This is a genomic window from Streptomyces sp. A0592 (assembly GCF_004795115.1).
Classification (GTDB): domain Bacteria; phylum Actinomycetota; class Actinomycetes; order Streptomycetales; family Streptomycetaceae; genus Streptomyces; species Streptomyces erythrochromogenes.
Genome location: NZ_SSBM01000048.1, coordinates 1 through 21,116, shown reverse-complemented (window position 1 = coordinate 21,116; position 21,116 = coordinate 1). Strand labels below are relative to the sequence as shown.

Genomic DNA, 21,116 nt, shown 5'->3' with positions numbered 1-21,116 from the left:
TTGGTGCATGCTGGACGGAACTAGTTTCCGAGATTCAGCAGTCCGGTTTTGCCCTGGGTGTTGTCGATGTAGACATCGGGGAACAGCGGCTGCGACTTCCCGTCCGACCGCTCGACCCTGGCGCTCATCAGAACCCGGTGGGGAATCGTGCTGGTGCTGTCGCGGTACTCGGGCGTCACCTGGTAGAAGACAGCGTCGTTCGGTCCCAGGATGCCTCCGTCCTTCACCGCCTTCACCGCATTCTGCGCCAAGGCCTCGTAGGTCCGCATGCTGGGCGTTCCGGTGTTCATTCCCACCTGCCAGCAGGGGACGAGATTGGCCGGCCCGCCGTCGTTCTTCTCGCCGGTTCCTCCGAGGATGTGGGCGATCAGGTGGCAGCGTGCGAGGCCGGCCGTCTGGCGGTTGGCCGTGCGGAACCACGCGGCGTCCCCCCAGCCGGTGATGTCCCCCTCGGCGTGGGTTCCTTCGACCGTGTTCGTGCCCAGACAGGCCTGTGCGGCGGACGCCCGGAGACCGGGCGGACCCTGGGGCGTGGTGTTCTTGTCGGTGTGCGGGACCGGTTCGGTGGTGTTCTTGACCCACCCGTTGCCGGACCTGAACGCTCCGGCCGGAAGGGTCTGCCGGCAGACCGCCTTCGGCTCGACGATCGAACCGGACACCTCCAGCTTGAACTGCTCGCCGTCCACCACTCGCTGGTTGGCGAACTCCTCGGAGAGCCGGCTCTGAGCCGCCTGCCGGTCCGCGAGCGGGACGTGGGAGCGGGCACAAGGTCCGCCCGTACCACCGTCCAGCACGTCCACGACCCATCCGCCGCTGGTGCTGTGGCGGGGCAGGAGTTCGGTGCACTGAGCGCCGTCGACTCCTCCTTCGCGGCTCTCCCCGAAGGGGAACTCCCCGCAGCTGTCGCCGGGGACGATGTCCGTCCGGGCCTGGAAGGTTCCACAGGTCTTGGCCGACCGGTCGGCAACGCCGTCCTTCGCCCGCGTCAGCGGCTTGGCGCTCCCCCAGCCGGCGAGGTTGTTCTGGGCCCACAAGTAGCCGGCCGCAGCGGCCCCCGCACCCGAAGGGCTGGGCTGGTCGCTCATCTTGACGACGGGCATCTGGCTGGGCACGACACAGCCGGGCTCGGGCGTGCCGACGGAGTTGTCGCAGCGGATCTTCTCCGGGTTGCCCCAGGAGGCGTTCGGGTCCGTGATCTGGGCGCCCGGCATCGTCACGTACATGAGGTACGACGTCGTGAAGTCGACCGCGGTGCCGGCCGCCGGAGTGGACTCGTAGGACACGTCGCCGCTGATGAGCTGGTCCTTGACCACTTTCTTGCCCGTCCACGGGGCAGCCTTGGTGACCGTGCAGCCGGCCGAGCAGGCGGCCCTGAACTTCACGTTCAGGGCCGTGACCGCGCCGGTCGCACCGGTCATGGTCACCGCGACCTTCTCCTTCCACGTGGTGCCCTGGGCGGGCAGGACGGAGCTGCTCGATACGTTGAGCGTGCCGGTGCCGACCACGGCGCCGTTGGTGTCCTTGAGCGTGTAGAGCACGGTCAGGCTGTGCACGCAGTACGCGAAGCGGCTGTACCACCACGTCCCGCCGGCCACGGCGCAGCTGCCCGTGTCGGCCGCCGCAGCGGGCGCGGCGGCCGGCGGCGCGGCGGCGCGGGGCTTGCGCACGGCCGCCGCCAACGGTGTGGCGATCGTGGTGACGCACGCCTGCACGGCGCCCGCCTCGCGCTCACGGGAACCGGCGGGCGTGGGCTCGCACTCCGCCTTGGTGCTCACCGTGGCCGGACGGGTGCTGCCGGGACCGGCCGTGTCCGGGGACGACCCCGGCGTCCCGATGACGCCGGCGCTCGCGGACACGGTGGTGGGCGCAGGAGCCTGGGCCGCTCGGCCGTCGGCGGCGGCGGTGCCCGTGGTGGTGGCGGTGAGGCTCAGTACGAGGAGGAGACCGGGAAGTATCCGTCTCCTGCGTGATGTTGACATGGCTGCTTTCGGTGAGGAGTGGGGCATCAAGGGGAAAGGCGCACGCCGAAACGATTCAGCTGTTGGGCGTGCGTGCCCCGCCCCATGGCCGTGGGCCGGGGGCGGAGCGGGCTGGGGGACAGGGGAGGACTGACCTGACGCGCCGCCAGGTCAGTCGGGCGGCTGCACTGTCAGGCAACGAGGTCGTAGAGCACCCTGGAGGCCGCACCGGCCGCCTTCTCCACCGTGCGCACGACCGGCTTGGCCACCTTGGTGGCGACCCGTCCGCCGCCGCGGGTGACCAGCCCCAGCGCCGCGCGGCCGGCGGACGAGGCGAATTCGCCGCTGCTGAAGCCGTATTCGATTCCGCTGGCGATGGCGCTGACTCCGGCCGCGACGACGGAGACGCCGAAGCAGACCGCGGCGATGCTGCCGAGAACGGGTGCCGCCGGGAAGAACACGCAGGAGACGGCGAAGCCCGCCGCGAGGAGCCCTGCGGCCACGCTCACCTTGTCGGCGGTGTCGGCCCACCACTTGGCGTCGTTCCACCATTCGTCCTTGCCGGGCTGGCTCCCCTTGGGATTGACCGTGTCGTTCTGCGACGTGTCGGAGGGGTTGCGCTGGGCGTCCCGGTCCTTCTGCGCCTGCTCGGCGGCCAGACGCGCGGCTTCCTGCACCTCCGCCGTCCGCTTGTCGGCGGCGATCTGGCGCGCCTGGGCGGCGGCTGTGGCGGCGGTCCTGGCGTCCTGCCCCGCGGCGAGCGCGGACTGGTGGGCATTGGCGGCGGAGGCCTGGGCGCTGTACGACGAGGCCAGTGCGCTGCGGGCCGCGTCGACGGCGCGGTTGGCGGAGTGGTTGGCCGCGCGGGACGCGCTCTGGGCGGTGGCGGCGGCGTCCTTGGCCCTGTTCGCCGAATTCTGGGCGTCGGCGGCCGACTTGTCCGCCGCGTCCGCGTGCTGGCGGGCCTTGAGGGCGAAGTCATCGGCCAGTTGCGCCGATGCCACTGCCTTGTCGGCCCATTCCTGCGCCTTCTGGCCCGCGTTCCGGGCGTCCGCCGCGACCTTGGAAGCGAGTGCCGCGTCCTTCTGTGCCTCATGGGCGATCTTGGATGCCGCGGCGATGGTCGCCTGCATGGCGGCGGCGTGACTGAGGGAGTCGTAGTCGAGCTGGGCGGCCTTGTGCTGGACGGCCTCCACGAAGCGTCGGCGCAGCCATGCCGGTCCCTGCATGGCCACCTCGCCGTACGCCTTGGAGTACTCGCCACCACTGGTGATGATCTTGAGGGTCCGGACGGCGTCGTCCTCTTCGACAGCCTTGGGCAGGTCCTCGTCGAAGAACTTCTGGAGGGCCTCCGGCGTGTTCTTGTTGAGCGCGTCGTTGGCGGCCTTGGTGACGGATGCGCCGGGCTTCTCGTGCAGGATCTTGAGGATGTTGATCCTGTTGTCCTCGGCGCGCGACCTGATGACACCACTGGTGTTGAAGTCCCCTTGTGCGGGGGTGCCGCCGGCGAGGGCCTGCATCGCCGCCTTCGCGACGGCCGGCTCGGAGACCTGAGCGATGAAGAGGATGGTCTCTCGGTCGTCCTGGGACTCGGCGAGCTGCCGGTCGAGGTCGATCCAGGAGTGCACGTCGTAGTCGGAGCCGGCGAGTGCGAAGCGGGCGGCCTGGCGGCTCCAGCTACCCTTCGAGTCCAGCAGTGCGATGGCCGCCTGGCGGCCGAGGGCGGCGGCGGCGGTGAGGTCCTCGTTCCCGAGGGCCTCCTCCGCCTTGGCTATCAGGTCCTTGGTGGCCTGGGCGGTCTGCTGTGCCTGAGTGCGCTTGTTCAGCGTGGCCGCACGTTCGCTCTTGTCCAGGAGGGCGAGCTGCGCGGCCTCCTTCATGCCCTGCAGCTTGTCGGCCGTCAGCATGGCCGTCTCGGCGGCGCGGGCGTTCTTCTCCACATCGATCGCGTCGGCGACGGCCTGCGTCGCAAGGTTGGCCGCCTTGACCGCCTCGTCGGCGTGGGCGGTGGACTTGTTCGCGAAGTCGATGGCCTGGCCGGCGTACTTGACGGCCTCTTCCGCGGCGTCGGCCGCCTTCTCGGCGTGTCGGGCGGCCGACTTGGCCGCCGTGTTCGCCTTGCGTGCGGCCTGCGCGGCGGTCGAGGCCAGGGCCTGGGCCGTGGAGGCGGCGTTGGTCGCCTGGTTGGCGGCGCTGGAAGCGATCTCGGCCTGGCGCTTGGCCTCGGCCGCCTCGCCCTGGGCGGCGCCGGAGGCGGCGGCAGCCTGGGCGGAGGCCTTGGCGGCGGCCGCGGCGTTGCGTGCCGCACCCGCGGCGGCCACACCGGCGTTCGCGGACTGCTCGGACGCGACGGCCGCGTCGTCGGCCGCCTTCGCCGCGGAGTTCGCCTTCGCGGCGGCATCCCGGGCGGCGACGGCGGCGTTCTTCGCCTCATTGGTCTTCGACGCGTCCTTCGACGCGGCGATCGCGGCGTTGTAGGCGCGAGTGGCCGCGGAGCCGGCGGCGGCAGCGGCCTGTGAGGCGGCCGTGGCCGCCCAGGACGCCCGCTGCGAAGCCTCGACCGCTGCGGAGGAGGCACGGATGGCCGTCCGGGCGGCTGACGCGGCTCCGCTCGCGGCGGTGGCGGCCTCACGGGCCGCTTCGGCGGACCGCCGGACGTCGTCCCTCGCCTTCTCGGCCTCGGCCGCAGCCGTCTCGGCCTTCTCCTTGGCCTTGCTCGCGGCCGTCGTCGCGCGCTCGGAGGCCTCGACGGCGAGGTCGGTCTGTTCCCGGGCACGCGCGCTCTCACGCTCGACGATGGCGACCAACTGCCCGATGGTGGCGGCCTCCTGGTCACGGGCCCGTGCGATGTGCTGGCCGGTGTCGAGGTACCACTGCACGTCGTCCGCGTTCCCGCTCAGGGCCCGGTTCGCGTACTTCTTCAGCTCCGGGCCGGCCGTGGCGAGGCTGCGGACAATCTCGACCCGCTTGTCCTCCAGCCTGGCGTCGTACTGGCCGGCGAGCAGGAACTGCTCCAGCGCCTGGTCCGTGCCGGCGCTCAGCGCGGCGTTGCCGTCACGCTTGACGCTCTTTCCCCCATTGGCCATGACGCTGAGCGTCGAGACCCGCATGTCCTCCGTGACCGAGGCGCGGAAGCCTTCCTTGACGAACGCGGATATCGCCTCGTCCCCGCCCCCGAGGGCGGCGCCCGCGTCCCTTCGGACGCCCTGGCCTCCGAAGCCCAGGTACGTGAAGGCGGTGACCCGGTTGTCGATGCGCGTGGCCTTCGGCAACTGCTCGGCGAGGAAGGTCGTGATCTCCTGGTCGGTGCCGCCGAGGGCGTAGGCGGCCGCCTCCTTGACCGAACGGCCGCCCAGAATCCACGCCTTGACGGCCCTGGCCCGGTCCGTGTCCGGAAGCGCCAGCGCGTCGCCGGGCGCGCCGCCGGAGGCGGCCGCGCCCGCCCGGGGGGCTGCCCGGACCGGCGTGACGGACAGCCAGGGCGTCGAGACAACGGCCGCGCTCGCCGCGACGGCGGTGGTGAAGCGACGCCGACTCCAGAATGTTTCCTGCACAGAAGAACCTCTCTGACTTTATTCCCCGCAGAAGCCGAGGCGATAGCCCGCCCAAGATTCTTCATCGGGCGGCGATGACCCGACCATATGCAGCACACACGCCCGGAACACGCCCGGCTCGAACCCGAACGGCACCGTGGATGAAAAATGGCCGGATCTCGACCACGAATTTTCGAGAAATCGTCACAACCATTCCACGGAGTGGCGCAAGTCACGTCACCAGGGGCAGTCATGTCCCGTTATGGGGCTTATATCCCATTGGCTGGACGATGAATGTCTTGGTTTCATTCAGAAGATCGTCAGCCACTGACGCGCCCTCGAATCAGCTGCGTTTCGAGTGCGCCGATCAGTCATGCCCGGGGATAGCCGCAATTACATGCGCACCCGCACTCGGGCTCCGCATTTTTTCTGGCGGCGCACTCAAGTGCGCTCGCGAAACGACGTTGGACCGACATTAAGGACGGCAATGAAGGCACGTAGCGCAATCCTGCGGATCGCCGGTGCGGCTCTGACAGCCGGGGCACTGACCTGGGCCTTTGTAGGTGGAGTGACCGGCGGGGCCGGAACGGAGAGCCTCGCGACGCAGTCGATCGCCGATGAGGGTCCGGGTTACGCCGTCGAGGACTTCTCCTACCCGAACGCCGACAAAATCCTTGCCGAGCAGAAGATCAAGCTCAAGAGCGGGAACGGCCATATCCTCCTTGCGGAATGCACCGGCGCACCCGAACTGATGGAGGTATTCCCCCTCAAGAACGAGAAGGTCTGCTTCCGCGTCACCGGGGACGTCGGCTACCTGAGCCTGGAAATCCCGTCCGTCTTCGGAGTGAAGGGAAACAACTACGCGGCGCAGGTCGAGATGTCCACCGGCACCGAGCAGAAGACGTTCACCGTCGACAAGAATGCGTGGACGGCCGTCGGCCAGACCGCGGACGAGCAGGGCCGCGATTTCATGCTTCTGGAGATCAGGACTTCCAAGTAGCCGACATCGGGGAAAACAACTTTCATGCGTCGGCACCCCTTCCGACGACATCGGCAATCTTTCCTACTCCGAAAGAAGACCATGCCTGAAACTCGTCCCCTCCCCACGCGGACGACCGGTCTGCTCATGACGGCCACCGCCGTCGCGGCGGGCCTCGTGTCGGCGGCACCTGCCCAGGCCGTCACGGGTCCCGAAGCACCCGCCGGCCGGTACGCCTTCACCGCAGCCCTCGTCGTCGGCGACGAGACCAGCAGCCGGGGCTGCAGCGCGGTCCTGGTCGACCCTCGGTGGGTCCTGACGGCCGCCAGCTGCCTGGCGCCCACTCCCGGCAGCCCTGTCGCGGCCGGGAAGCCCGCGCGCAAGACCACCGCCACATTCGCCGGGCAGGCCCGCGACGTCGTGGAGGTCTCCGCGAGCGCCGCCGATCGCGACCTCGTCCTGGGCCGACTGGACTCTCCCGTCACCGACATCGTTCCGGTCAAGCCCGCCGCCACCGCTCCCGCGGCCGGTGTCGAGCTGACCGCGGCGGGCTTCGGGCGCACGAGGACGGAGTGGGTGCCGGGCAAGCTGCACACCGGCACGTTCACCGCGAACTCCTCCGACGCGACCAGCCTCTCGATCACCGGCAAGGGCGCGGACGCCCTCTGCAAGGGCGACACCGGAGGCCCCCTCCTCAACGCCGCCGGTGAGCTCGTGGCCATCAACAGCCGCTCCTGGCAGGGCGGCTGCCTCGGAACCCCCGCGACCGAGACCCGTACCGGCGCCACAGCCGCCCGTACCGACGACCTCGCGGCGTGGATCGGGTCGGTCACCGCCCCGCGCACCGGCGACCAGGTGTCCCTGCTGGCCGGTGGCGGCGGAGCGATGTGGTCCCAGTTCGGGGACCTCGGCCACGGGGAGTACGGCCAGTCCTGGGCGAAGGTCGACGGCAAGGAAGTGTCCCGCGTGGCGACCGTCCGCGACGGCGACACGGTGCGTGCCTACGCGATCGTCGACGGACGGGTCTACGGCCAGGACCTGCACCTGGCGGCGAACGGCAGGTGGTCCGGCTGGGCCGAGGTGCCCGGTGGCGCCGCCGGCGCGAAGGACATCGCCGCCTCCCTGGTGGGCTCCAGCGTCCACGTCCAGATCGTCGGCGCCGGCGGCAACCTCCACTCGCAGGTCGCCGACTACCGGGCCGGCCGCTGGAACGACCGGTGGGAGGCCGTCGGAGCATCCGGGCTGACCCGTGTCACCAGCGCGCCCGCCGGTCCCATCGTCCGCGTCCAAGCCGTCGCCGACGGGCGCGTCTACGGTCGCGACTTCGACACCCGCAACAGCAGGTGGACGTCCTGGGGCGAGATACCCGGTGGCGCGGGCGGCGTCAAGGACATCGCCTCCAGCATGGTCGGCAACAACGTCCAGGTGCAGATCATCGGCGGTGACGGTGCCCTGTGGACCCAGTTCGGCAACTACGACGCCGGCCGCTGGAACGACGCATGGAGCAGGGTCGGCGGCGCCGGCCTGACGAACATCACCAGCGCGCCTTCGGGCAACGGCGTCGAGCTCTACGCGACCGACGCCGCGGGCAGGGTCGACAACGCCCGGCTCGACACGGGCACCGGTACCTGGAGCGCGTTCCGGAAAGTCAGGGGCGGCATCTCCGGCGCCGGCGACGTGTCCGCCGCGATCCTGGCCGCACCCTCCAAGGTGACGCTGGCCGCGACCGCGAACAACGCACTGGCCGTTCAGACCGGCACCCTGGCCACCGGCGCCTTCGGGGCCGGGTGGAACAACGTCGACGGTCTCCCGATCACCAACCTCACCAGCGTCGACACCGGAAGCACGATCCGCTACGTCGGCGTGGCCGGAGGCCGGGTCTACGACCGCGAGTACAACCCGACCACCAACGTCTGGGGCAGCTGGACCGAGGTGCCGGGCGGCGCCGCAGGTGTCAAGGACATCTCCGCCGCCATGATCGACAACGTGCTGTACGTGCAGATCGTGGGTTCCAACGGCGACCTCCACACGCAGGTCGGCAACTACAACTCCGGCCGCTGGAACGCCAACTGGGCCGCCGTTCCGGGATTCACCGGTCTGACCAGCCTCACCTCCGTCAAGGCCGGCCCCTACGTCCGCCTCTACGGCATCGCCGGCGGCAAGGTCTACGGCCGTGACCTCGACACCCGCAACAACACCTGGAACAACTGGGGCGACATCCCCGGCGGGATCACCGGAGCCAAGGACATCACGGTCTCCCGCGTCGGGGCCACGGTGCAGATCCAGGTCATCGGCTCCGACGGCGCCCTCTACAGCCAGGCGGGCGACTACCTCGCCGGCGCCTTCAAGCCGTCCTGGACCAAGGTCGGCGGCACGGGACTGACCCGCCTCTCCAGCGCCTCCGCCGCCGGCAACGTCAACGTCTACGCGATCGGCGCCGCCGGCAAGGTCCAGAGCACGACCCTCGACACCACCCTGGGCAAGTGGACCGCCTGGCGCCAGGTTCCCGGCACTGTCGCCACGCCGGCCGACCTCACCGCCACCACCACCCGGTAACACCCCGACCCCTGCATCGCCGACCCGTCCGCGCCGCGGCCCTCTCCCCCGGCGCGGACGGGACGCAGCCCCACACCATAAGGATCGACATGCCCGCAAACGGTTCACGCGTCGCGTGGGCTGCCACGCTGATCGCCACCTCGGTGGGAACCGGCCTTCTCGCCGCAAGTCCCGCCCTCGCCCTCAACGGGAGCGACGCCCCCGGCACCGGCCACGCCTTCACGGCGAAGCTCAACATCGGTGACAGAGCATCCTGTTCAGGCGCCCTGGTCGACGCCCAGTGGGTGATCACCGCAGCGTCCTGCTTCCGCAACGGCTCCGCACCGGTACCGGCCGGCAAGCCAGCCGCGAAGACGACGGTGACCGTGGGCCGCACCGATCTCACCCAGTCCACGGGCACCGTTGTCGATGCCGTGGAACTGGTACCCCACACGGACCGGGACCTGGTGATGGTCAGACTCGGCTGGCGGGTCGTCGGGGTGGAACCGGTCAAGGTCGCCACCACGGCCCCGGCGATCGGTGAGACGCTCACCTCACTCGGGTTCGGGCGCACGAAGTCGGAATGGGTCCCGGACAAGGCGCACACGGGCGCCTTCACCGTGGCCTCCGCCGAAGGCGGTGCGCTCGGACTGGACGCCTCGGGCGATGCGGTGGTCTGCAAGGGCGACACCGGTGGCCCGGCCCTTCGCATGAAGGACGGCGGCCTGGAGCTTGCCGCGGTCAACTCACGCTCCTGGCAGGGCGGATGCCTGGGAACCGATCCGGCCGAGACGCGCACCGGGGCGCTCGCCGTCCGTGTCGACGACATCGCGGCCTGGGTGGACCAGGTGCGCAGGACCACACCTGCGGTACGCCTCGCGGCCCTCGTGCCCAACGTCACCGACGTGATCGCCTCGGGTGACTTCAACAACGACGGCCGCAGTGACGTCGCGGCCGTCACCACCGACGGAAACCTCCATACGTTCGCCGGCCGCCCCGACGGCACTTTCGAGTACGGCCGCCCCCTGTGGCGGGCCGACGGCACCTGGGCCCCCGCCAAAAAGATCATCGGGGGTGACTTCAACGGCGACGGGTACACCGACATCGCCTCCGTCTGGAGCGACGGCGCTCTGCGCCTGTACGCGGGACGCCCCGACGGCAGCCTGGCCGCCGGCAAGGTGATGTGGACGGGCGGGAGCACCAACTGGGACGCCATGCGCCAGCTGGAGCGGTACCGGGCGACGGGCTCCGGCCGCGACGGGCTCCTCGCCGTCTGGGGTGCGGGGGACGCCAAGGGGTCGCTCCACGCCTACTCCACCGGTCCCGACGGCGTGCTGACCGGCGAGCGCCGGAAGATGTGGCCGGACAACACCTGGCTGGGCATCCAGAAGATCGCCTCCGGTGACCTCGACAACGACGGCCGCGACGACGTCGTCGCCATCGCCCCCGACGGCGCCCTGCGCCGCTACAGCGGCAACGCCGCGGGCGGTCTCGACGCCGGCGCCTCGATGTGGCCCGACAAGACGTGGAACAACATGCCCGTCATGCTGGCCGGTGACTTCGACGGCGACGGCAGGACCGACCTCGGCGGCCTGTGGAGCAACCAGCAGCGCTTCAACTTCTACAAGGGCAACGGCCAGGGTGCCGTGGCCCTCGGCGCCAACGCCTGGCCCTCGCCCTTCCCCCTGCCCGCCGGCGGTCAGATCCGCAACGCGAACAGCGGCAAGTGCCTGGAGATCGTCAACTCCAGCAAGGACAACAGTGCCATCGCCCAGCAGTGGACCTGCGGCACGCAGCCCGGCGCGAAGTGGGAGTTCCGCCCGACGGCCACCGCCGGTGTCCACCAGATCGTGAACGTCAACAGCGGCAAGTGCCTGGAGATCATCAACTCCAGCAAGGACAACGGGGCCCGCGCGCAGCAGTACACCTGCCGCGACATCCCCACCATGCTCTGGACGATCAAGCGGGCCGGCAGCACCGTCAGCCTGAACATCACCAACGTCAACAGCGGCAAGACCCTGGAGATCAGCGACTCCAGCAAGGACAACGGCGCCCCCGCCCAGCAGTGGGCGCACCACTCCGACCCGTCCTTCGCGACCCAGAGCTGGCACCTGTAACCAGCGCCCTCCCACGCCGGCCGGTCCTTCTCGCCGTGGTGGCGGGACGGGCCGGCCCACCGCTTCAAGGAACACACATGTCTGCTCCCCGTCCGCGGACCGCGCGGATGACCGGCCTGCTCGCGGCCGCCACAGCCGTCGCGGCCGGTCTCACATCGGCCCCACCGGCCCAGGCCCTCACCGGCCCCGGGGCCCCCAACGGCCAGTTCGCCTCCGTCGTCAGGCTGAACGTCGGCGACGCGGCCACCGGCCGTGCCTGCACCGCTGCGCTCGTCAACGAGTGGTGGATCGCCACCGCCGCCAGCTGCTTCGCCGCCACCGCGGGCCGACCGGTGCCGGGCGGAGAGCCCGCGGCGAAGTCGACCGTCACCCTCGCGGACGGCCGCGCCCTCGAAGTGGCCGAACTCGTTCCGCGCACTGATCGTGACGTGGTTCTGGCCCGTCTGCGCATACCCGCCCGGGGTGCGGCCACGGTCAAGACCGCCGCCGCCGTCCCCGCCGCCGGAGCTGACCTCACCGCCGCCGGTTTCGGCCGTACGAAGACCGAGTGGGTGCCCGGCAGGCTCCACACCGGCACGTTCGCGGTCGCCTCGGCCGACGCCACTACCCTGGCGATCACGGGCAAGGGTGGCGACGCGCTCTGCAAGGGCGACACCGGCGGCCCGCTCCTGAACGCGGCCGGCGAGCTCGTCGGAGTCAACAGCCGTTCCTGGCAGGGCGGTTGCCTCGGCACCGACCCCGCCGAGACCCGCACCGGTGCCATCTCCGCCCGCACCGACGACCTCGGCCAGTGGATCGCCACGGTGACCGATCCGATGCTGATCCGCCCCGGCCAGACCATCGGGTCGGGTACGACTCTCGTCGGCAAGAACCTCAAGCTCTCCATGCAGGCCGACGGCAACCTGGTCATCTACCACAACAGCGGTGGTGAGGGTAAGGGCGCCGCGCTGTGGTCCTCCAACACCTACGGCAACCCGGGCGCCTACGCGATCATGCAGGCCGACGGCAACTTCGTCGTCTACAAGAAGGACGGCGGGGACGGCAGGGGCGGCCACCTCTGGTCCACCGCCACCTTCGGCAACGCGGACGCCTACCTGCGCTTCCACAACGACGGCAACCTCGTCGTCCACAGGAAGGACGGAGGCGAGGGCACCGGCGGCGGCCTGTGGTCGTCGGAGACGGCAATGCGCCCGAACACCCTGCCCGGCGACGGCCGCCTCCCGGCCGGCTTCTGGGCCGACAGCCCCCACAGGATCCTGGTCATGGCCGCCGACGGGCGTCTGTACATCTGGGACAAGAACCAGGCCAAGCAGGTGTGGAGTTCCGACGCCGCCGGCGGCGACGGCTCCTACCTCTCCATGCAGCGTGACGGCAATCTCGTCGCCTACCGCAAGGGCGGCGGTGAGGCGACCGGCAACTCCTACTGGTCGACGGCCACCTTCGGCAACCCCGGTGCGTACCTGACCTTCCAGAACGACGGCAACCTCGTCGTCTACAGGAAGGAAGGCGGCGAGGGCAAGGGCGGCGCCCTCTGGGCCAGCGGAACCCTGCCCGCCGACCCGCGTCCCTCCGCAGCGGTGAACGAGGCCGGCGGTAGCGACCGCGTGCGCTGGGCGGACTTCGACGGGGACCGCAAGCCCGACTACATCACCGTCGCCGACAACGGGGCCGTGTCCGTGTGGCTGAACCGCGGCGGCGACCCTGCCGGTGCGAACGGCTGGCAGGGCATGGGCCAGGTCGCGGCCGGTACGACCACCGACCGCTCCCGGGTCCGTCTGGCCGACTTCGACGGGGACGGCAAGGCCGACTATCTCGTCGTCAACGCCAACGGCTCTGTGAACGTATGGCTCAACCGCGGAGGCGACAGGGTCGCGCCGTGGAAACCCCTCGGCCAGGTCGCCACCGGCCTCACCACGGACCCCGCCAAGGTCCGCTTCGCCGACTGGGACGGCGACGGCCGCACCGACTACCTCTTCTTCAACGACACGGGAGCCGTCGACGTCTTCCTCAACCGGGGCGGCGACCAGGTCGCCCCCTGGCAGGGCGTCGGACGTGTGACGACGGGCGCCACCACCGACCCCGGCCGGGTGCGGTTCGCCGACGGCGACGGCGACGGCAAGGCCGACTACTACGCCGTCAAGCCCGACGGCAAGGTCGACCTCCACCTCAACCGGGGCGGCGACGTCGTCCCGGACAACGGCTGGAACGTCGTCGGCCGGATCACCGGCGGACGAACCACGGACCAGACGAAGGTCCAGTTCGTCGACTTCAACGCCGACACGCACGCCGACTACGTCCTCGCCGGCGCCGGCAGCAGCGCTTCCGTCCTCGCCTGGAACGGTGGCGACCCCGCCGGCGGCAACGGCTGGATCGACCTCGGCAAGGTCGCCAGCGGCGCCTGATCGCCACCCCCGGGTCCGGGATCACCGCCCGCCGTCCGCCCCCACTCCGGGATCGGACGGCGGGCTTCTTGGCGGGCGCGCCTCGTGACGCACCTGCGCGACACCCGTGCGGCGTAACCGGGCGGACAGCGGCACCCGTTGGAGGCCTGTTGGTGCAGGGACAGGTGTGCACGTCGTGATACGGGATACACGAGGCCAAATCGGTCCGTGCTTGCGAAAGGTGCCGCCCGTGTCCCAGGAGGAACGCAAACGGAGGCAGCGGCTGCGGCTGCCCGTGAAGGCGGCCCTGCCCGGTGCCCATCCGCACGAGGACGCGGCGCCCGTCACCGACCGGGTGGTCTTCGGCGTGACCGCGGTCCTGACCCTCGGATTCGTCCTCTGGGGAGTCACGGCCACCAGCACGCTGGAGAGCGTCTCCGACACCCTGCTGAACGGCCTGATGCACAACGCCGGCTGGGCCTTCGTCCTGGCCGCCTCCGGGTTCGTCGTCTTCGCGCTGTGGCTCGCCATCAGCCGGTACGGGCGGATCGAGCTGGGTCAGGAGCACGAGAAGCCGGAGTTCAGCACGGTCTCCTGGGTCGCCATGATGTTCAGCGCCGGCATGGGCATCGGCCTGATGTTCTACGGCGTCAGCGAACCCCTCGCGCACTACACCGATCCCCCGCCGGGCACCGACCCCGCCGACGCGGCGGACGCCATGCAGACGGCGCTCGCGACCACGCTCTTCCACTGGACGCTGCACCCGTGGGCCATCTACGCGGTGGTCGGCCTGGCCATCGCGTACAGCACCTTCCGGCGGCGCCGGCGGCAGACGATCAGCGCCGTCTTCGTCCCGCTCCTCGGGAAGGAACGGGCGGAGGGCGCTCCCGGCCGGGTGATCGACATCCTGGCGATCTTCGCCACGCTGTTCGGCTCCGCCACCTCCCTGGGCCTCGGTGCGCTCCAGATCGGCAGCGGCATGCAGGAGGTGGGCTGGCTGGGCAAGGCCGGGACGGGGCTGCTCGTCACCATCATCGGCGTGTTGACGGTGTGCTTCGTCTTCTCCGCCGTCTCCGGCGTGGAGAAGGGCATCCAATGGCTGTCCAACATCAACATGGTGCTGGCCGTGACCCTCGCGGTCTTCGTCTTCGTCGTCGGCCCCACGATCCTGATCCTCGACCTGATCCCCACCTCCCTCGCCGCCTACTTCGACGAGCTGCCCCAGCTGGTCGGGCGCACCGAGGCGTCCACGGGCGGCGGGGACGTCGCCGACTGGCTGAGCAGCTGGACGGTCTTCTACTGGGCCTGGTGGATCTCCTGGACACCGTTCGTCGGCATGTTCATCGCCCGCATCAGCCGGGGCCGGACGATCCGCCAGTTCATCGGCGGTGTCATCCTGGTGCCGAGCGCCGTCAGCCTGGTCTGGTTCGCCGTCTTCGGCGGTACGGCCATGCGGTTGCAGGAGCAGGGCGACCTCGCCGACGCGACCACGCCCGAGGCCCAGCTCTTCGGCGTGCTCCAGGAGTTCCCGATCGCCGGCGTGATGAGCCTGCTCGTGATGGTCCTGGTCGGCATCTTCTTCGTCTCCGGCGCCGACGCGGCCTCGATCGTGATGGGCACCCTCTCCCAGAGGGGATCCTTCGAACCCGCCCGGTTCATCGTCGTCTTCTGGGGGGTGGTGACCGGTGGTGTGGCGGCCGTGATGCTGCTGGTCGGGGAGGGCAAGGGCGACGCCCTCGCGGGGCTGCAGCACTTGACGATCCTCGTCGCGGCCCCCTTCGTCCTGGTGATGATCGGCATGTGCTGGGCCCTCCTGCGGGACCTGCGCAAGGACCCGCTCATCGTGCGGGGCGAGCTCGCGGAGGAGGCGATGGAGGAAGCCGTGATCGCGGGCCACGAGAAGTACGCGGGCGATTTCGAGATCCGCATCGGACCGGCGCAGGACGAGGCACCCGGGGCGAAGAAGGCCGACAGCGATCGCAGGGACGACCCCGGAACCCCGCCCACGCCACCTGAAGCCAGCTGACCGGCCCGATGGCGCGCGGCGGTAGTGCTTCCGGCCGGGGCACGCCGCCTCACGGGGAGCGGTTCGTCAGCAACACTGCAGTCCGCCGCTGCTCACGGAAAGTCCACCGGTGTGCTGTCGGTCAGGGTCGTCCGCACATAGGTCGAGTAACGTTCGAACAGTTCAGGCTGCGTGCTCCGCGCAATGTCGAGCACGGGCGAGTCGGACCTGCGTACGCCCGCCAGATAGGGGGAAGTCCGACAGCGGCCCGTCTCGGAATCAGGGTCCACGATGCTGATGTAAGAGGTAGGCAGTTGTCGGGTGAAGCGCACCGTCAGCCCTCCGCGGTGTCCTTCGGACTCGAATCGCCGGGCGATCTCCAGCAGCTGGCGAGCGGAGTCGGACGCCCGCTGCGGCAAGCGGGGGTCTCCGATGCTCCGGCTGTACTCCCCGAACAGCACCGAGTCGGGGTCCGCCACGACGTAGGTGATGTTCACGCCCCTGCTCAGGAGCTGGCGTACCGGTGCGGTGAAATCCCGCTCGGGACGTGAGACGAACAAGCTCGCCAGGCTGCGCAGCGAGATTCCGACTTCGATGATCTCGGAATGCGCGCCGGCGATGAACGCCGCCTTCTCCGTCGGCGACGGGCGTCCCTGGGCGTGAACGGTCAATCCGCGGGCGCCCTCATGGACCGGCAGCCTCTCATCGAGCAGCTGGTTCATCTCTCCGAGGAACCGCTGCCGTTCGGCGTCACGCAGAAAAAGGTCGTAGTAGAAGGGGATGGCGACACCGGCGGCGGCGAAGACAGCGAGCTCGTTGAGCACGGACCAGCCGAAGCCGTCACGGCCGTTGGAGACCAGGGCCAGGCTCAATCCCGCCAGGAGAATGCAGATGGCAAGGGCGATGCGGAATCTGCTCAGCAAGGTGCGAGATTCAGGCGGTGTGCTGTCCATGGTCCCTCCCCAGGTCCCCCTGTCCTTCCCCTCGTCCGAGAGACTTCATGCCCGTCATGCGATGACCTGGGCGCGCTGGGCCGAGGCGTCGACCGTCATGACAACGATGCGTCAGCGTCGTGGTCGGCAGAGGATGACCACGAGCGCCGTTCCCGCTCGATCTCAGACGTAGGCTGCTGTCGGACAAGAGGGGGAGACGATGACCGACGACCGCAGGACCACCGTGCCCGTGTGGACGCTGGCGACCGCTGATGTCCGAGTGCCGGGTCTGGCCGCGGGCGAGTCGATGACGGCTGAGCGCCTGGCTGAACTGCGCGGAGTGCTGGCCGTCCTGGCCGACGAGCCGATCGTCACTCTCGAGGTGCATCCGCTGCCCGAGAAGATCGACCGCAGCCGTGGCATCCCGCTCGACGCCGCGAGTCCGCTGGCCCAGCACCTGTCACAGTTCATCACTCAATCGGCGCGAAGTTCCCTTACGGTGGCCAGAGCAACCGGTTCCGGCGAGGGTCTGTACCGCATGGTGGTCCCGGCGAAGGTCGCCGCCCGGTTCGGCCAGGGCATCGTTCGCCCGATGGTGGCGAAGGGGGCGGCGGGCGGCTTCCACGGTGCCCTCGTGAACTCGACGGGCAGGATCACCGCCCAGGCGAGGTTCGTGCCGGTCGGAGGGGCGGCAGCGGTGGGCACGGCCGGCGGGGCCGGTGCGAGCGCCGGCGTCGCGGCCGCCGGCGGGACGGCACTCACGGTGGCCGCTCCGCTCGTGCTCATGGCCGTCGCGGTGGGGGTGAGCGCGCACGCCGACCGAAAGCGCCAGAAGGCCATCGAGCACATCACGAAGCTGCTGGAACAACTGCAGGAGGACAAGCTCGAGGACGAGCACAGTGAACTCGACGGCTGCCGGGACGCCATCGACAAGGCCACTGCCATTCTGCTCGACCAGGGCAGGCCCGGTCTCTCGCTGGGACTCGACTCGGCGGTGCACGCCATCAACACGGCGCTGGGCAAAGCCGACCGCCGCCTTGCCCGATGGCAGAGCGCACTGGACGGACTGCCCGAGGGTGAGGCCGTCGAACTCGGCACGTTGACCAAGTCGTTCCCCGGCATCGACGACGACGGCGGCACGTTCCGCACCCACCTCGAACTGGCTTCTCTGGCTGTCGCGCTGAAGCGACGGGTGGTTGTCCTCCAGGCCGTCGAGCACGCCCAGAGCGACCCCGGCAATCCCTTCGAGAACTTCACCCGCGCACTCAAGCGCGATCAGCAGCGCCTCGACGAACTGGAGTCGAGCATCGCCGCTGTCCTGCTACGCCTGTCGGCACTGGAACTGGCACGACCGAACGGTTTGCGACCCGTCTTCACGACCGGTGAAGTCGATCGCCTCATGAGCGCGGCACACCGGATCCACAGGTTGGGTGACGGCGTCACGGTCAGCAGCCGCACGACAGACGTGGCGATCGAGATGGCCCGCGACAAGGAGGGCTCGGTGATCGTGTTCCCGGCGCTGCCCGAGTAGGAGGCGCGGGCGCGCTCAGGGAAGGAACCGCTGGTCCCGGGCGCTCGCCGCAGGTCCGGCCGACGTCGGGGCGGCGAAAGGGCTGGCGAAAGGGCTGGCGCGCGGGGCCGGCGGAACCGGGTACCGTCGTGGTCATGTTCTTCCAGAGGCCGATCTACGAGTGAGGGCGTGATGGGCCCCTGCCGGCGTCCTGGGACGCCGCCGCCCGTCCCCCCACCGATGCATCCGTAGATCACTCCACATCACCACCGGGAGAAACCGTGACCGACAGCAAGAACATCAACAACCCCGTGGGCCAGGGCGGCGGCCAGCGCAAGAAGCTGTCCCGCGCCGAACGGCAGAACAACGGCCCGCACCGCAACCTCGACCGCAAGGGTGCCGCCGACAAGAAGGCGGAGCTGGTGCGCAAGATGCGCGAGAAAGCACGCGGGGCCGAGGCCGCCGCGCAGCCGAACGACGACACCGCGCAGGGCTGACGCACCGCGCGGGACCAGGGCCCACCTGCGGGGACGGCGCATTTCCCGGCTGCGCGGGCGAGCTCACCGGTATCCCTCGTGCCCCGGAATGCGGCCTCCGGGGCCAGGGCCCGGTGGCCGGGGAGCCCGCGTATATGAAACGTAGATGGACTGCTGCGAGTCTCCTCGGCAGAACAGCCCGCAAGCCAGCCAGGGGCCGCACACGGCACCTGGACCGAAAGACAGGATCCACCGTGCCGCACATCCGCACGTCCGTCACGCGCCGTCCGGCCCTCCTCGTCCCCGCCGCGCTCGTCGCGCTGGTCGCGCTGGTCGCGGTCGGTGCCACCGCCGGCGCCCCCGTCCTCACGGCGGACCGCAGCACGAGCGTCTCGGCCGGCGACGGCGCCGTGCCCCGCCCGCGCGTGGACCACAACGAGTTCAACAGCCGAGCCTGACCGCCACGCCCCTTTCCAGCAGGACGCGGGCCTCCGCGGCTTCCGGGAGGCCCGCCCGCTCGAACACCTCCAGCGCCTCACCCGCGTGCCTGAGCCCCTCCTCGCGCCGGCCCGCCGCCAGGCAGACCCCGGCGTGGATCAGCAGGGCGTATCCGCGGTCCCGGCCCCGGCCCGGCACCTCGCGCAGATGGGCCACGGCCCGGGCGGAGGCCGCCAGCGCCTCCCGGGGCCGGCGGAGGTCGCTCAGCGTCCGGGCGCAGCGGTAGTCGGCCTGCGCGCGCTGGCCCGGGATCCGGACCGCGTCGCACAGGTCGAGGCACTCCTCGTACGCGGCCAGCGCCTCCTCCAGCCGACCGAGCTCGTGCAGGGCCTGCCCGCGCACGCACAGCGCGTGGGCGACTCCGTGGTGGTCGGCCATCTCCCGCAGCGCCTCCAGGGCCTCCTCGCACGCGGGCAGCGCCTCGGCCGCCCGGCCGCCGCGGACGCGGGCCAGGGCCGCGTTGAGGGTGATCGTCAGGGCGCCCGAGCGGTGGCCCTGCTCCTCCGCCAGGACGAGCGCCTCGTCGAAGCACTCGGCCGCCTCGCCGAAGCGGTGCTCGAACTGGGCGATCACGCCGAGGTCGTTGTACGCCTGCTGCAGGATCGCCCGGTCGCCCGCCCGGCGGCAGGCCCGCACGGCCAGCTCGGAGGCGGCGCGGGCCCGGCCCAGATCGGTGGCCTGGAGCGCCGCGTTCCCGATCAGGAAGTGGGCGCGCCCGGCCGCGCGGTCGTTGCCGCGCAGCGTCGCGGCCCGGGCCAGTTCGGCGGCGGTCGCGGTGATCCGCGCGTACGGGATGTCCTGCCCGAAGGAGCTGAGCGCGACCAGCAGGTCGGCGGCCATCGTCAGCGGCTCCGTGTCCGCGGCGTCCGGACGCCGCACCACGAGCTGGACGGCGTGCAGCGCGCAGTCGAACTCCGCGACGACCCAGTCGCGGGCCCCGGTCAGGTCCGCGAGCCGCCCCTCCCCCGGTTCGGCGGCCGCCGCGACGATCGAGCGGTGGACCGGGTCCCCGGGAATCATCCACTGGAAGGCCTCGGCCGCCATGCCCAGCAGGTGGTGCAGGAGGCGGTGCTGCACCGGCGGGCCGAACTCACCGGCCGGAGCGGGCAGGTTGAGCGCGAAGTCCCGACCGAGCTCGTGGTGGCGGTAGCGTCCCGGCGCCGGTGATTCGAGGAGGGCGGCGTCGACCAGGGCTTCGAGCAGCTCCTCGGCCTCCGGCTCGGCCAGGTCCAGGGCGGCGGCCGCCGCGGCGAGCCCGATGCCGGGCCGGGAGACGGGGGCGAGCCGGCGGAACACGCTCGCCTGGGGCCCGGTCAGCTGGCGGTGGCCCAGCTCGAAGACGGCGGCGACGGCGAGGTCGTCGGCCCGCAGTTCGGTGAGCCGGCGCCGCTCGTCGGCGAGGCGGGCCACCAGGTGCGCGACGGTCCATCCGGGCCGGGCTGCGAGGCGGGCGGCGACGATGCGGACCGCCAGCGGCAGCCGGGCGCAGGCCTCGACCAGCGCGGCCGCGGCCTCCTCCTCCCGGTCGACCCTGTCGGCGCCGACGATCTGGCGCAGCAGCCCGAGCGCCTCCTCCGGGGTGAACTCCTCGAGCTGGACGTGGCGTCCCGACAGCAGTCCGCCCAGGCGGGCCCGGCTGGTGACGACCACGGCGCAGCCCGCGGCGCCCGGCAGCAGCGGCTTGACCTGGGCGATGTCCCGGGCGTCGTCGAGCAGCAGGAGCAGCCGGCGGCCGTCCAGGACGGTACGGAAGAGCCGGGCGCGGTCCTCCGCCGAGGGCGGTACCTCACGGCGGGGCACGCCGAGGGCGCCGAGCAGGCTGGCCAGGACGGTGCCGGGGTCGGCGGGGTCGCTGCCGGTGCCGCGGAGGTCGGCATAGAGCTGGCCGTCGGGGTAGGCGTCCTTGACGTGGTGCGCGACCCGCAGGGCCAGGGCGCTCTTGCCGATGCCGCCCATCCCGCTGACGGCGGCGACGGCCAGGGCGGTGCGGGCCGGGTCGCTCAGGACGCCGGTGAGGGCGGTGAGTTCGGCGGCACGGCCGCTGAAGTCGGCGATGTCGGCGGGGAGCTGGGCGGGCCGGACGTACCCGGCCGCGGCCGGCGCCTGCCCCCGCTCCGGCCCCTGCCCGTGCGCGGGGTCGGGCGCCGCGGCAGCCCCGGACACCGCGGCCGGGGCCCCGCCCCGCATCCGGG

At 71.1% G+C, this 21,116-nt stretch carries 12 protein-coding genes; 8 read left to right on the top strand and 4 right to left on the bottom strand.

Annotated features, from left to right (window positions below; genetic code table 11):
• Window positions 1–20 precede the first annotated feature (20 nt).
• Together E6U81_RS35565 and E6U81_RS35560 are read right to left on the bottom strand one after the other, a co-directional pair.
• The gene (locus E6U81_RS35565; protein ID WP_168714834.1) at window positions 21–1,775 is read right to left on the bottom strand and encodes a DNA/RNA non-specific endonuclease; all 1,755 of its coding nucleotides are present in this window, start codon (window positions 1,773–1,775) and stop codon (window positions 21–23) included.
• A 374-nt stretch (window positions 1,776–2,149) separates the two neighbouring features.
• On the bottom strand, window positions 2,150–5,512 hold the full coding sequence (locus E6U81_RS35560; RefSeq protein ID WP_136234136.1) for an ALF repeat-containing protein: 3,363 nt from the start codon (window positions 5,510–5,512) through the stop codon (window positions 2,150–2,152).
• 466 nt (window positions 5,513–5,978) lie between these two features.
• Between E6U81_RS35560 and E6U81_RS35555 the strand changes: the two genes are divergently transcribed.
• The 5 genes from E6U81_RS35555 to E6U81_RS35535 all read left to right on the top strand — a co-directional run bounded on the left by E6U81_RS35555 (window position 5,979) and on the right by E6U81_RS35535 (window position 15,529).
• On the top strand, window positions 5,979–6,491 hold the full coding sequence (locus E6U81_RS35555; protein ID WP_136234135.1) for a hypothetical protein: 513 nt from the start codon (window positions 5,979–5,981) through the stop codon (window positions 6,489–6,491).
• A gap of 81 nt (window positions 6,492–6,572) precedes the next feature.
• Window positions 6,573–9,026 carry a trypsin-like serine protease gene (locus E6U81_RS35550; protein ID WP_168714833.1) on the top strand — a complete coding sequence of 818 codons (2,454 nt, stop codon included), beginning with the start codon at window positions 6,573–6,575 and terminating at the stop codon, window positions 9,024–9,026.
• Between the two features lie 89 nt (window positions 9,027–9,115).
• On the top strand, window positions 9,116–11,122 hold the full coding sequence (locus E6U81_RS35545; RefSeq protein WP_136234133.1) for an RICIN domain-containing protein: 2,007 nt from the start codon (window positions 9,116–9,118) through the stop codon (window positions 11,120–11,122).
• 77 nt (window positions 11,123–11,199) lie between these two features.
• On the top strand, window positions 11,200–13,524 hold the full coding sequence (locus E6U81_RS35540; protein WP_136234132.1) for an FG-GAP-like repeat-containing protein: 2,325 nt from the start codon (window positions 11,200–11,202) through the stop codon (window positions 13,522–13,524).
• 268 nt (window positions 13,525–13,792) lie between these two features.
• Window positions 13,793–15,529, top strand: coding sequence for a BCCT family transporter (locus tag E6U81_RS35535; protein WP_136234150.1), 1,737 nt, complete (start codon window positions 13,793–13,795; stop codon window positions 15,527–15,529).
• 92 nt (window positions 15,530–15,621) lie between these two features.
• Here E6U81_RS35535 and E6U81_RS35530 read toward each other — a convergent pair whose 3' ends face one another.
• Window positions 15,622–16,461 (bottom strand): hypothetical protein, encoded by an 840-nt coding sequence (locus E6U81_RS35530; protein WP_136234131.1) that lies wholly within the window; start codon window positions 16,459–16,461, stop codon window positions 15,622–15,624.
• A gap of 199 nt (window positions 16,462–16,660) precedes the next feature.
• On the opposite strand from E6U81_RS35530, the gene E6U81_RS35525 reads away from it, so the two are divergent.
• From E6U81_RS35525 to E6U81_RS35515, 3 genes are all read left to right on the top strand, one after another.
• Window positions 16,661–17,971, top strand: a complete 1,311-nt coding sequence (locus E6U81_RS35525) for a hypothetical protein (RefSeq protein WP_136234130.1) — start codon at window positions 16,661–16,663, stop codon at window positions 17,969–17,971.
• Window positions 17,972–18,231: 260 nt separating this feature from the next.
• Complete coding sequence (locus tag E6U81_RS35520) at window positions 18,232–18,447, top strand: DUF6243 family protein (protein WP_136234129.1); 216 nt, start codon at window positions 18,232–18,234, stop codon at window positions 18,445–18,447.
• Between the two features lie 233 nt (window positions 18,448–18,680).
• Window positions 18,681–18,884, top strand: coding sequence for a hypothetical protein (locus E6U81_RS35515; protein WP_136234128.1), 204 nt, complete (start codon window positions 18,681–18,683; stop codon window positions 18,882–18,884).
• On the opposite strand, the gene E6U81_RS35510 is transcribed toward E6U81_RS35515, so the two are convergent.
• A partial coding sequence (locus E6U81_RS35510; protein WP_136234127.1) for a tetratricopeptide repeat protein occupies window positions 18,868–21,116 on the bottom strand: 2,249 nt, incomplete at its 5' end. The genes E6U81_RS35515 and E6U81_RS35510 overlap by 17 nt on opposite strands.

What these genes read in the sequence shown, in the direction of transcription:
- E6U81_RS35555 (WP_136234135.1), top strand. Translation starts at nt 5,979, where the DNA reads ATGAAGGCACGTAGCGCAATCCTGCGGATCGCCGGTGCGGCTCTGACA.
- E6U81_RS35550 (WP_168714833.1), top strand. Translation starts at nt 6,573, where the DNA reads ATGCCTGAAACTCGTCCCCTCCCCACGCGGACGACCGGTCTGCTCATG.
- E6U81_RS35545 (WP_136234133.1), top strand. Translation starts at nt 9,116, where the DNA reads ATGCCCGCAAACGGTTCACGCGTCGCGTGGGCTGCCACGCTGATCGCC.
- E6U81_RS35540 (WP_136234132.1), top strand. Translation starts at nt 11,200, where the DNA reads ATGTCTGCTCCCCGTCCGCGGACCGCGCGGATGACCGGCCTGCTCGCG.
- E6U81_RS35530 (WP_136234131.1), bottom strand. Translation starts at nt 16,461, where the DNA reads ATGGACAGCACACCGCCTGAATCTCGCACCTTGCTGAGCAGATTCCGC.
- E6U81_RS35525 (WP_136234130.1), top strand. Translation starts at nt 16,661, where the DNA reads ATGACCGACGACCGCAGGACCACCGTGCCCGTGTGGACGCTGGCGACC.